Consider the following 12,036-nt stretch of genomic DNA (forward strand, 5'->3'; position numbering starts at 1 on the left):
GATTCCAATAAACAAGGAGACACGAAGCATGCCGGCAAGTCATCGCAGTCGAGTTGGAGCCATTCTTGGATTAGCAGGTGCTTGCGCACTCGGCGCCGCCCCGAGCGCCCATGCGCAAAGCAGCGTCACATTGTACGGTGTCGTCGACGGATCCCTGCTCTACACCAACAAAACACTTAACCGGAAGACCGGCCAGAGCGCAGGCTACCAATACTCGTTCACCGACGGCGGACTCTCGGGTTCGCGTTTCGGTATGCGTGGCGCCGAAGATCTCGGCGGCGGCATGCGCGCGATCTTCGATCTCGAAAGCGGTGTCAACATTGCGAACGGCGCATTCGGCAATTCGAACGGCGGCGAATTCGGCCGGCAGGCGTGGGTCGGCGTGGACAGCCGCTACGGCACGGTCAAGGCCGGCTTGCAGTTCTCCCCCTTCTTCGTCGCGGTGTACGACGTCGATCCGCGCGAGATGTCGTACTTCGGCAGCGGCCTCATCACCTACATCAATAATGTCTATGTAACCGGCATGTTCAACCCGAACGGCATTTCGTACATGTCGCCGGAAATCGCCGGCTTGCAAGCCAATGCGATGATGGCATTAGGCGGCGCAGCTGGGAATTTTCAGGCGGGCCGCCAGTATTCGGCGAGCCTGCGTTACCACCTCGGCTCGCTGGCCGTCGACGCCGCGCTCTATAGCGGCAACGCCGGTGGCAGCGCTGCATCGATCGCGATTCCGAGCGTGGTCGAATTCGACGGCCGTGCAATCGGCGCCAGCTACGTGTTCAACAACCTGACCGTGAAAGCTTCATACGTGCAGTACAAGGTGGCAGGTTCGTTCAACGATCGCGTCTATTCAGGCGGCGCCAGCTATCGCATCACACCGGCGCTGAACGTCGACGCGGGCGTGTGGGTCACGCGCGACGAGAATCACTCGTCGAACAATTCGATACTCGCGTCCACCGGGCTTGAGTATTCGCTGTCGAAGGCCACCTTGGTATATGGGCAAGCCGGCTTCGTGACCAACCACGGTGCAATGCACACCGGCCTGTCCGTCAACAACGCACTGAACGAAGCAACCGGCACCACGGCCGGCGTGAACGTCGGCATCCGGCATATGTTCTAAACGGAGTGCAACGCGAGGCACCGGCGTGCGGCGTGGGCGGTGCGCCGGATCAAGCGAGCGAGCGTGTCCTAAGTGACTTCCCTAATAATCTGCAATGCAGAACAATCTAATGGAAAACCTTATTGACGCAAAGCGAACGTTCGTGCCAAATTGTTCTCGCGTCGCCGCACATCACTTGTCGTAATTTGCGCCGGTGCGCCGATACGCCGGTGCGCGCGTGTTTTAAACCGCCGACAACCGTCGATTCCGGTCACCGGATTCGAGCAGCGGCTGTTATCCCGTCCGTAGTCAGGCGTGCGGCGATGCGTCCCCTGAAGCAAGGGAACGATTGCACTGCGCGCCTCCGTTGGAGGGTGTCAAAGCGTGGATATGTTTTTGCAGCAGTTTCTCAACGGCTTGACGCTGGGCGGCATCTACAGCCTCGTTGCGCTCGGGCTCACGCTGGTCTACGGCATTCTCGCGGTGCCGAATTTCGCCCACGGCGCGTTCTATATGGTCGGCGCGTTCGTCTCGTTCTACCTGATGAGCCGGCTTGGCTGGAACTACTGGCTCGCCATGATCGGCTCCGGCCTCGCGGTCGCGGTGCTCGCGATCCTCGCCGAGCGGCTGGTGTTCCATCCGCTGCGCAAATCTTCCGAATTGCATCCCATGATCGCCGCGATCGGTCTTCTGCTGTTTCTCGAAGCCGGTGCGCAAGCAATCTGGGGCGCGGACTTTCATCGCATGGCCACGCCCTACGCCGGGATCATCGAACTGGGCGGCGTGACCGCACCGTTGCAGCGCTTGCTGATCATCGGGGCCGCGTTCGCGTTGGTGGTGCTGCTGCAACTCTTCCTCAAATACACGGTGATCGGCTCGAGCGTCATCGCGATGGCGCAGGACCGGGATGGCGCCTCGCTGATGGGTATCGACGCCAACAAGGTGACGGTGCTGACCTTCGGCATCTCGGGCCTTCTCGCCGCCGTGGCGGCCACGCTGTACGCGCCGATCAACCTCGTCTATCCGGCAATGGGCCAACTGGTGATCGTGAAGGCCTTCGTGATCATCATTCTCGGCGGCATGGGCAGCGTGCCGGGCGCGATCGTGGGCGGGTTGATCATCGGCATGGCGGAGAGCTTCGGCGCGTTCTACATTTCGACCGACTACAAGGACATCATCGCCTTCGTACTGCTGGTGGTGATTCTGTCGGTTCGTCCTCAGGGGCTGTTCACCAGGGAACTGCGCACATCGTGAAATCAGTCATGAAATTATTCGAGGGCAAGCCGGGGTGGACGCTGCTGTTCGTGCTCGGTCTGGCATTTCCGTTTCTGGCCACCAACGACTACATGCTCACCGTGATGTCCACTGCGTACGTCTTCGCGCTGGCCACCGTCGGGCTGAATCTGATCACCGGCTATACGGGGCAGTTCAATCTCGCACATGGCAGCTTCATGGCGGTGGGCGCGTACACGGTGGGTATTCTGACGGTCGACCATCAGGTGCCGTTCTGGCTCGCGTTCATTGCCTCGGGCGTGGTTGTCGCGATACTGGGCGCGCTGGTCGGCCTCGTATCGCTGCGTCTGCGCGGCCATTACTTTACTATTTTCACGCTCTGCGTCGGCTACATCATGTTTCTCGTGATCGAGAAATGGGACAGCCTCACGCACGGGGTCTCGGACATCGTCGGCATCCCGGCGCCTGCGGGCTTCGGCATCGTGTCGTTTGAAAATCCGCGACCGCTCTACTACCTGGTGTTCGCATTTCTGGTGGTCGGTGTGTGGCTGATGCATCGCATCGTCAACTCGCTGCTCGGCCGGACCTTCATGGCGATCCGCAATAGCGACGGCCTCGCGCAGTCGCTCGGCATCAATCTGATGCGTAACAAGGTGCTGGCCTTCGTGCTGTCGGTTGTCTATGCGGGACTCGCGGGTGGTCTCTATGCGGGTTCCGTGCGCTTTCTCGGACCGGATCTCGCCGGCGTCGAGCACACCTTCGACATGACCATGTACATGCTGGTGGGCGGCATCGGCACCCTCGCCGGCCCGCTGCTCGGCGCGCTCGCCGTACCATGGCTCACGCAGTATCTGCAGTTTCTGCAGGCGTACCGCTTCGTCGTGTTCGGCCCGATCCTGATTCTGCTGGTGATCTTTCTGCCAAACGGTATCGTCGGTTTGCATATGGCAAGAAAGAACCGGCGCGCGAAACTTGCAACGCCGAACAGCGGCATTATTGCGCGCCAGTCGCAGCCCGCGCGCGGAGACCGTCATGCTTGAAATCGACTCGCTCAGCAAACACTTCGGCGGCCTCGTCGCGGTGGACGACGTGAGCACGCGTATCGAAGCCGGCAAGATCAACGCGATCATCGGGCCGAATGGCGCGGGTAAAACCACCTTCTTCAATCTGATCAGCGGCACCCATCTGCCGAGCTCTGGACGCATCCTCTTCAAAGGCCAGGATGTGACAAAGCTGGGCGCCGATCAGATGGCGCGCCTCGGTGTTGCACGCACCTTTCAATCCACCGCGCTGTTCGACCGGGCCAGCGTGCTCGACAACCTGATCGTCGGCCACCGGCTGCGCACGCGCTCGGGGCTGTGGGACGTGCTGACCCATTCCGCGCGGCTCAAGCAGGAAGAACGCATTTGCCGCGAGAAGGCACGTGAGGCTCTGGATTTCGTCGGCTTGTCGGCGATGGCGGAACGGATGGCCGGCGACATTTCGCAGGAAGATCGCAAACGCGCGGCGGTGGCACTCGCACTTGCGACTGTTCCCAGCCTGATGCTGCTCGACGAGCCCGCGGGCGGCGTGAATCCCGAAGAGACCGAAGGTCTCGCCGAACTGATCCGCAAACTGGTGAAGCACGGGGTGACGGTGTGCCTTGTGGAGCACAAAATGAACATGATCATGAAGCTCGCCGACCGCATCATGGTGCTGAACTACGGCAAGAAAATCGCCGAGGGCGCGCCTGCCGAGATTCGCGCGAACCCGGCCGTGATCGACGCCTATCTCGGGAGCGAGCATGCTGAAGTTTGAAAACGTCTCGCTCGATTACGGCAGCTTCCGTGCGCTGGACGGCATCGATCTCCACGCGGACGACGGCGAACTGGTGGTGCTGCTCGGCGCCAACGGCGCGGGCAAGAGTTCGATCTTCCTTGCTACGAGCGGCCTGCGGCGTGCCGCGAGCGGCAGCCTGCGGCTGGGCACGCGCGAGCTGCTCGGCATGACGCCCGCGCAGATTGTGCGCAGTGGCGTGATTCAATGTCCCGAGGGCCGCAAGCTGTTCCCGGGCATGTCGGTGCTGAAGAACCTCACGCTTGGCGCCTATGTGCATCGCGGCGACAAGGCCGGCAATCAGCGCAATCTCGACCAGGTGTTCGCGCTCTTCCCACTTCTCGCCGAACGCAAGGACCATCCGGCGGGCTCGCTGTCCGGCGGACAGCAGCAGATGGTGGCGATCGGCCGCGCAATGATGGCCCGGCCGAAGGTGCTGCTGCTCGACGAACCTTCGCTCGGTCTCGCACCGCTGGTGGTCAAGCAGGTGTTCGAGGTGATCCAGCAGATCAATCGCGCGGGCACGACGGTGCTGCTCGCCGAACAGAACGCGTTTGCGGCACTGAAAATCGCGCACCGTGCCTACGTGATCGAAAACGGCCGCATCGTGCTCGAAGGCGATCACGCGAGTCTGATGAACAACGAAGCGATCCGGCGCGCTTATGTCGGCGGCTAAGCGAAATTGAGGCACGGCCTGACGCGTGACCCTGAACAACCTGACGCATGACCATAAGCGTCGGCCCATTCGAACAATCCCAAAGGAGACATGTATGACGATCAAACGCTTGTGCGCACGGACTAGCCTGTGTGCGGCTGTCGCCACGACTGCGCTGCTGGGCGCGGGCGCCGCGATGGCGCAACAGGTGGTGCATATCGGCTACTCCGGTCCATTGAGCGGCGGCGCGGCGAAGTACGGCCAGGAAGTGCTCGACGGCATGCAGATGGCGGCCGCCGACGTCAATCAGGCTGGCATCGAAGTGGCTGGCAAGAAGATCAAGCTCGAGATCGTGCCGCTCGACGACAAGTACAACCCCGCCGAAACCGCGATCAACGCGCGTCGTCTCGCGCAGGAACAGCAGGCCACCGTGGTGCTGGTGCCGCATTCGGGCGGCGGCTTCGCGGTGCAGACCAGTAACGAGCAGCAGAAATTGCTGCTGCTCTCGTACACCAGCGTGCCGCAGATCAGCGAGCGCGGCAACAAGCTCACGGTGCGCATTCCGCCCGCGTTCACGTCGTATCTGAACTCGTTCATCAAGTACGAAATGTCGACGTACGGCAAGAAGGTTGCGCTCGCCGCCACCGATACCGACTACGGCAAGGTCTGGGTCGCCGCATTCAAACCAGCGTGGGAAGCGGCCGGCGGCACGATCGTCGCGGACAATTCGATGTCGTATAACCGCGCCACCGATTTCTACAGCGGCGTGAGCCGCGTGCTGGCAGCCAAGCCCGATGTGCTGTTCATTGGCGGGCCGTCCGAACCGACCGGCCTGATTGCGCAGCAGGCGCGCGAGCTGGGCTTCAAGGGCGGCTTTATCGTAATGGACCAGGCCAAGCTCGACGAAGTGGCCAAGGTCACCGGTGGCTATGCGCAGCTGAACGGCGCGATCGGGGTATTGCCGTTGGTCAACGATGAGACGCCGAACGCCAAAGCGTTTGTGGAACGATTCCGCAAGAGCCACGGCGGCCGGGAACCGAGCCAGGAGGTATCGCTGAACTACACCGCGGTCTACGCGACGGCACTCGCGATGAAGCTGGCCGGCAGCGTCAGCGACGCGACCGCGATCCGCAATCAGTTCGACAAGGCCGTGAAGGCGCTGCCGCCGCAGGCCAATCCGCAAAGTGTGACCGGCATCGACGATCACGGTGGCTTCGTGATCGGCAATCCGCTGGCGGCGGTGGTTCAGGGTGGACAGTTGAAGCCGGCGGAGTTGAGTTCGCTGACAGCAGCGAAGTAACGATGTGATAGAGACGTAAAAAAGCGCCATGGTTTCCATGGCGCTTCGCGCATTCCAACTCGGCTGGCTACGCCAACTCACGTTTTTCTATTCAACGCATTCGATCATGTGCTCGCGTCTCTCCGGCCGCCCGGCAAACGAACCGGCCGGATTGTGCGATTCGCACTCTACCCCCACTCTACCCCCACTCTACCCCCACTCTACCCCCACTCTACCCCCACTCTACCCCTTCAACGCCTCAATAATCTGCACACGCACTTCAGGCCGCTCGGCAAACGGATCGGTCGGATTTCGCGGCGTGACGATGTCCTCAGCGCGCGTTTTCACGGCGCCCAGCACGTGCGGATGCGAAAAGATATAGAACTGCTCTTCGCGGATCGCATCGAACACCCTCCCCGCAATCTCTTGCGCACTCACCTTCCCCGAACTCACCGCCTTTTCGCTCAGCGCTCGCGACACACGTTGCGACAAGGTCGGCGGTGCATCGTTGGTCAGTTCGGACGGCCGGTTGCGATACGCCTTCGCAATCCCGGTCGGCACGAAGTACGGGCATAGCACTGAGCACGCCACCTGTTGCGTGACCAGCGAAAGATCCTGATACAGCGATTCAGTCAGCGACACCACCGCATGTTTCGACACGTTGTACGGACCCATCATGGGCGGATTGAGCATGCCCGCCATCGAAGCCGTGTTGACGATGTGCCCGCGATATCCCGCATCGCGTTTGGCGGCGTCGAGCATCAGCGGTGTGAAAACCCGCACGCCGTGAATCACGCCCCACAGGTTGACGCCGAGCAGCCATTGCCAGTCGCGCTCGGTGCTCTCCCACACGAGACCGCCGCTGCCACCCACGCCCGCATTGTTGAACACCAGATGCACACCGCCGTAGGCGTCGAGTGTGGCGCGCGCCAGTGCGTCGATTTCCTCGCCCTTCGCGACATCGACGCGGCGCGCGATTCCTTGCGCGCCGGCGGCGCTCACCTCGGCGAACGTTTCGTCGAGTGCGTCCTGTTGCACGTCGGCAAGTACGAGGCGCATGCCCAGCTTCGCGCCGAGCCGTGCGAACTCGCGGCCAAATCCGGAGCCGGCGCCGGTGATCACCGCGACCTTGCCTTCAAAATTGTCCATGCCCTGTCCCATTGCCAGTTGGTGTATTCAGTCAGGCGTCGTAGCGCGTTGTTACGCCGCGCTGTTCACCGCATTAGCGCGCGGCGGGATAGTACTGCTCGCGCAACTCCCGTTTCAGCACCTTGCCGATCGGACTGCGCGGCAAAGTATCGATGAAAGTCAGCGCGGCGAGCCGCTGCATTTTTCCGAGCCGCGCATTGACCCACGCCAGCAGCGTGTCAGCCTCGATCGATGCATTGGCCCGGCGCACCACGAACGCAACCGGTGTCTCGCCCCATTGCTCCGACTGCGCACCCACCACGGCCGCATCCGCGACGTCCGGGTGCGAACGCAATTCGGCCTCCAGGTCGCTCGGATAGACGTTGAAGCCGCCCGAAATGATCATGTCCTTCTTGCGATCGAGCAGCGTCAAAAACCCGTCGGAATCGAAGCGCCCCATATCGCCCGTGCGGATGAAGCGCTTGCCGCTCGGGTCGTACCACTCCGCCTCGGCGGTTTTGTCCGGCTGACGGTAGTAGCCGGTCATCATCGCGGGCGAATGGCCGACGATTTCGCCCACCTCGCCCGCTACCACCTCGTTGCCGAGTTCGTCGATCAGACGGATATCGTGGCCTTCGACCGGTTTGCCGACCGTATGCAGCTTGGTGGGAAATTCGTCTGCCTCCAACTGGCACGAGCCGCCGCCTTCGGTCATGCCGTAGTACTCGGTGAGCTTGCCCGGCCAGCGGCGCACCACGTCCGCCTTCACGCTCGCCGCGAACGGCGCGCTCGTGCAGAACTTGGCCTGGAAGCTGGAGAGGTCATAACGGTCGAAGTCCGGATGCGCCATCAGGCGCTGATACTGGACCGGCACCAGCATCGTGTGCGTGACGCGGTACTGTTGTGCCAGATCGAGATAGCGTGCGGCGTCGAATTTCGGCATCAACACGACCGTGCCGCCGAATGTCAGCGCCGGCATGAAACTCACGAGCGTCGTGTTCGAATACAACGGTGTGGAGATCAGCGTCGCGGCGTCAGGGCCATAACCGCGCTGAATGCTGCGCACCGCATAGGCCCAGCGCATGCCGTGCGACTGCACGATGCCTTTGGGCGTACCCGTGGTGCCAGACGAATAGATGATGTTGAACGGCCACGCCGGATCGATCGTCACAGCTTCAGGCGTTGCGCCCTCGGGCGCGAGCCACGCTTCCAGCGCAGTGCTGCCCGAGTGCGCATCGAGCGCGACGGGAATTGCGCTGATCTCCGCGGCCACCGGTTCGAGCAGACGCTTGACGTCGGCGTCGAGAAACAGCAGCCGCGCGCTCGAGTTGCCGATCATGCCGACGAGACTCGCCGCGCTCGACGACGGCGCGAGCGGCGCCACCACCGCCCCCGCCCGCAGGGCGCCGAGAAACGCCACGGCGTATTCCACCGAGGCGGCCGCGCACAACGCAATCGCATCGCAAGGCTTGATGCCGTCGCGCTGCAATGCGGCGGCAAAGCGATCGACTCGTGCATTCAGCGCGGCGTAAGTCACGACCTCGCCGTCGCAGATCAACGCCGCGTGCTCAGCGCGCTCTTTAGCGAAACGATGGAGCATGTCGGTGATGCAGACGAACGGATCGTCCAGTAAAGCTTCGAGCCATGTCATGACGAGGCGCCTCCTGTGCTGTCATTGTTGCCGTTGCTGCCGTTGCCCTCGATGGTTGCGGCCGTGCGTGCCGCATCCTCTTCCTGCAACTTGCGCCACAGAATCTTGCCGCTGCCCGACTTCGGCAGCGATGTCACGAACTCGACAATGCGCGGGGCCTTGTAAGACGCCATCTGTGCGTGCGACCAGTCGATGATTTCCTGCTCGCTGATCGTGCCGGCATGCGCCGCAGCGGGCACCACCAGCGCCTTGACGGTTTCGCCGCGCTTCGCGTCCTTCACGCCGATCACGCACACCTCGTAAATCGCGGGATGCCGGTACATGAGCGCCTCGACTTCCGCGGGCCAGACCTTGTAGCCCGAGGCATTGATCATGCGCTTGAGGCGGTCCGTCATGAAAAAATACCCGTCCTCGTCGATATGACCGAGGTCGCCGGTACGCAGAAAGCGCTTGCCGTCGAGTTCGATAAACGCTTCTTCGGTCGCCTTGGGATTGCGCCAGTAGCCTTGCATCACCTGGGGCGCGTTCACGATGATCTCGCCGGTTTCGCCTTGCGGGAGTTCCTGCAGCGTGACCGGATCGATCACGCGCGAGTCCACGTCGAACACCGGAATGCCGAGACACTGCGGTTTCGGCCGATGCGGCGGATTGATGTGCGTGCCGGCAATCGTCTCGGACATGCCGTAGCCTTCGACGTAATCGAGCCCTGTCAGCGATTTGAGCTTTCTGGCTATGGCGTCCGGCATTGCCGCGCCACCGCCGCGCGCGCCTGACAGGCTCGACAGATCATAGTCGCCGAGCTTCGGGTTCGACAGGAAGTCGACCATCATCGCCGTGATCGACTGCCAAGCGGTGACGCGATATTTCTGCATGCATAGCGCCGCCGCTTCTCGATCCCAGCGCGGCAACACGACAATCGTTGCACCGGAAAAGATCGCGCTGTTCATGCCGCCTTGCATGCCGGTCACGTGAAAGAACGGCAACACCGATAGAAACACACCGTCCGACGGCGCCGAGAACCAGGCGCAGCCGCCGAGCAGCGTGCTCATCACGCTGCGGTGTGTGTGCATGCAGCCCTTCGGCTTGCCGGTGGTGCCTGACGTGTAGGGCATGACGCACAGATCGTCCGGACCGGTGGTGAGCGGACCTGGCGCGACATGCCGTTCGAGTACTTCGCGCCAGGGCGTGACGCCGGGAATATTGAAGGTCTTGCGCGGCGCCGCCACGAATTCGGGCACGGGAATCGGCGATGGCCGCTTCAGGTAATCGCTATACGTCGCGACGATTACGTGCGCGATACCCTGCCCCGGCGCGTTGCCGATCAGCGGCTCGACGTTCGCGAACAGGCATTGCGGCGCGATGATCGTGGTCGCCCCGCTGTCCTCGACGTAATGCGCCAGTTCACCGCTCATGTTCATCGGATTGACCGGCACCACCACAGCGTTCGCACGCAGGATCCCGTAGTAAGCGATGATCCATTGCGGGCTGTTCTGCATGTAAAGCAGCACGCGGTCGCCCGCCTTGACGTGGCATTCCTGCTGAAGAAATCCCGCGATGCGCTCGGCTTCGTCCTTGAACTCGGCGAACGTCACCGGTGTGTCGTAGAAGACGATGAACGGCTTCTCGGGAAAGCGCGCCGCCGACACTTCGGCGTTATAGAAAATGTTGGTTTCGGGCAGCGTCAGGTGCTTTGGCACTTGCGGCGGCCAATTCGGGTGATGGCGTTCATTCATCGGCGTCTCCTGCCTTACTTTCTGTGCGCGTTTCACACGGGTGGTGCACGCTTCGTTTGCGTCCGCCGCGTGACGGACGCGGCTGGCTATTGACCCAACGGACCCAACGGACCCAACGGACCCAGGGGAATCACGGGAGTCAGGTCGTTCACGAGCGCCCGAGGTAGCGCCCAAGCTCCATCTTCGCGATAGCGTTACGGTGCACTTCGTCGGGCCCATCCGCAAAACGCAGCGTGCGCGAACTCGCATACGCGCGCGCGAGGCCGAAGTCGTCGCTGACCGCGCCACCGCCATGCACCTGCATGGCCCAGTCGATCACCTGACACGCCATGCTGGGCGCGGCCACCTTGATCATGGCGATCTCCTGACGCGCGTCTTTATTGCCGACCGTATCCATTTTGTGCGCTGCGTTCAGCACCAGAAAACGTGTCTGGTCGATCATGATGCGTGCATTCGCGATCCGTTCACGCGTGACGCCCTGATCGGCGATTGGCCGGCCAAACGCTACGCGCTCCAGCGAGCGCCGGCACATCGCCTCAAGCGCGCGCTCGGCGCGTCCGATCAAACGCATGCAGTGATGGATGCGACCCGGTCCGAGCCGACCTTGCGCGATCTCGAAGCCGCGGCCCTCGCCGAGCAGCATGTTGCTGGCCGGCACCCGTACGTTTTCAAACAGGATTTCTGCATGTCCGTGCGGGGCGTCGTCGTAACCGAATACCGGCAGATGACGCAGCACTTTCACACCCGGCGTATCCGTTGGCACGAGAATCATCGACTGCTGCTGATGCCGGTTCGTGTGATCCGGACTAGACTTGCCCATGAAGATGAGGATCTTGCAGCGCGGATCGTTCGCGCCCGAGGTCCACCATTTGCGGCCGTTCAGGATGTAGTCGTCGCCGTCGCGTTCAATGCGCGCTTCGATATTGGTTGCGTCCGACGAGGCCACTTCCGGCTCCGTCATTGCAAAGGCCGAGCGGATCGTGCCGTCAAGCAGCGGCAGCAGCCATTGCTGTTGCTGCTCGGGCGTGGCGTAACGCACCAGCGTCTCCATGTTGCCGGTGTCCGGCGCCGAGCAGTTGAACGGCTCCGCGCCGATATGCGAGCGCCCCATGATTTCGCACAGCGGCGCGTATTCGAGGTTGGTGAGTCCCGCACCGTATTTCGACTCGGGCAGGAACAGGTTCCACAAGCCCACGGCCTTCGCTTTCTGTTTCAATTCCTCGATCACCGGCGCGGGTTGCCACCGGTTGCCGGATTCACGCGCGGCGTCCATCTGCGCTTCGAAAACCGCCTCGGCCGGATACACGTACTCGTCCATGAAAGCGTTCAGGCGCTGCTGCAAACTTTTGACCTTGTCCGAATGCTGAAAATCCATGCGGCGTCTCCTTTGTCGACCAGAGTTGGCGCTTTAGCGCCTACTCTGGTCCCATGCAAAGCTGTCGA

The 12,036-nt window shown here is 62.2% G+C and carries 10 protein-coding genes; 6 read left to right on the top strand and 4 right to left on the bottom strand.

Annotated features, from left to right (window positions below; all coding sequences use genetic code 11):
• The first annotated feature begins 28 nt into the window (after positions 1-28).
• The 6 genes from P3T22_RS24340 (at position 29) to P3T22_RS24365 (ending at position 6,102) form a co-directional block, all read left to right on the top strand.
• The gene (locus P3T22_RS24340) at positions 29-1,120 is read left to right on the top strand and encodes a porin (RefSeq protein WP_429326377.1); all 1,092 of its coding nucleotides are present in this window, start codon (positions 29-31) and stop codon (positions 1,118-1,120) included.
• Between the two features lie 363 nt (positions 1,121-1,483).
• Positions 1,484-2,353, top strand: a complete 870-nt coding sequence (locus P3T22_RS24345; protein WP_063498992.1) for a branched-chain amino acid ABC transporter permease — start codon at positions 1,484-1,486, stop codon at positions 2,351-2,353.
• An 8-nt stretch (positions 2,354-2,361) separates the two neighbouring features.
• Positions 2,362-3,372: a branched-chain amino acid ABC transporter permease gene (locus P3T22_RS24350; protein ID WP_429326378.1), complete on the top strand. Its 1,011-nt coding sequence runs from the start codon at positions 2,362-2,364 to the stop codon at positions 3,370-3,372.
• The gene (locus tag P3T22_RS24355) at positions 3,365-4,129 is read left to right on the top strand and encodes an ABC transporter ATP-binding protein (protein ID WP_429326379.1); all 765 of its coding nucleotides are present in this window, start codon (positions 3,365-3,367) and stop codon (positions 4,127-4,129) included. The genes P3T22_RS24350 and P3T22_RS24355 overlap by 8 nt, the downstream gene beginning before the upstream one ends.
• The gene (locus P3T22_RS24360) at positions 4,116-4,823 is read left to right on the top strand and encodes an ABC transporter ATP-binding protein (protein ID WP_063498989.1); all 708 of its coding nucleotides are present in this window, start codon (positions 4,116-4,118) and stop codon (positions 4,821-4,823) included. Before P3T22_RS24355 ends, P3T22_RS24360 begins: the two co-directional genes overlap by 14 nt.
• Positions 4,824-4,917: 94 nt before the next feature.
• Complete coding sequence (locus tag P3T22_RS24365; protein WP_429326380.1) at positions 4,918-6,102, top strand: ABC transporter substrate-binding protein; 1,185 nt, start codon at positions 4,918-4,920, stop codon at positions 6,100-6,102.
• A gap of 222 nt (positions 6,103-6,324) precedes the next feature.
• Here P3T22_RS24365 and P3T22_RS24370 read toward each other — a convergent pair whose 3' ends face one another.
• The 4 genes from P3T22_RS24370 to P3T22_RS24385 form a co-directional block, all read right to left on the bottom strand.
• Positions 6,325-7,230, bottom strand: coding sequence for an SDR family oxidoreductase (locus P3T22_RS24370; RefSeq protein WP_429326381.1), 906 nt, complete (start codon positions 7,228-7,230; stop codon positions 6,325-6,327).
• A 73-nt stretch (positions 7,231-7,303) separates the two neighbouring features.
• Complete coding sequence (locus tag P3T22_RS24375; RefSeq protein WP_429326382.1) at positions 7,304-8,860, bottom strand: class I adenylate-forming enzyme family protein; 1,557 nt, start codon at positions 8,858-8,860, stop codon at positions 7,304-7,306.
• Positions 8,857-10,593 carry a long-chain fatty acid--CoA ligase gene (locus P3T22_RS24380; protein ID WP_429326383.1) on the bottom strand — a complete coding sequence of 579 codons (1,737 nt, stop codon included), beginning with the start codon at positions 10,591-10,593 and terminating at the stop codon, positions 8,857-8,859. The genes P3T22_RS24375 and P3T22_RS24380 overlap by 4 nt, the downstream gene beginning before the upstream one ends.
• Positions 10,594-10,741: 148 nt before the next feature.
• Positions 10,742-11,968 carry an acyl-CoA dehydrogenase family protein gene (locus P3T22_RS24385; protein WP_063498985.1) on the bottom strand — a complete coding sequence of 409 codons (1,227 nt, stop codon included), beginning with the start codon at positions 11,966-11,968 and terminating at the stop codon, positions 10,742-10,744.
• Between the last annotated feature and the right edge of the window lie 68 nt (positions 11,969-12,036).

The organism is Paraburkholderia sp. GAS348, from assembly GCF_050434205.1.
In the GTDB taxonomy this organism is placed as follows: Bacteria; Pseudomonadota; Gammaproteobacteria; order Burkholderiales; family Burkholderiaceae; genus Paraburkholderia.

Coding starts and splice junctions, on each gene's coding strand:
- P3T22_RS24340 (WP_429326377.1), top strand. CDS start 29: ATGCCGGCAAGTCATCGCAGTCGAGTTGGAGCCATTCTTGGATTAGCA.
- P3T22_RS24350 (WP_429326378.1), top strand. CDS start 2,362: ATGAAATTATTCGAGGGCAAGCCGGGGTGGACGCTGCTGTTCGTGCTC.
- P3T22_RS24355 (WP_429326379.1), top strand. CDS start 3,365: ATGCTTGAAATCGACTCGCTCAGCAAACACTTCGGCGGCCTCGTCGCG.
- P3T22_RS24360 (WP_063498989.1), top strand. CDS start 4,116: ATGCTGAAGTTTGAAAACGTCTCGCTCGATTACGGCAGCTTCCGTGCG.
- P3T22_RS24365 (WP_429326380.1), top strand. CDS start 4,918: ATGACGATCAAACGCTTGTGCGCACGGACTAGCCTGTGTGCGGCTGTC.
- P3T22_RS24370 (WP_429326381.1), bottom strand. CDS start 7,230: ATGGACAATTTTGAAGGCAAGGTCGCGGTGATCACCGGCGCCGGCTCC.
- P3T22_RS24375 (WP_429326382.1), bottom strand. CDS start 8,860: ATGACATGGCTCGAAGCTTTACTGGACGATCCGTTCGTCTGCATCACC.
- P3T22_RS24380 (WP_429326383.1), bottom strand. CDS start 10,593: ATGAATGAACGCCATCACCCGAATTGGCCGCCGCAAGTGCCAAAGCAC.
- P3T22_RS24385 (WP_063498985.1), bottom strand. CDS start 11,968: ATGGATTTTCAGCATTCGGACAAGGTCAAAAGTTTGCAGCAGCGCCTG.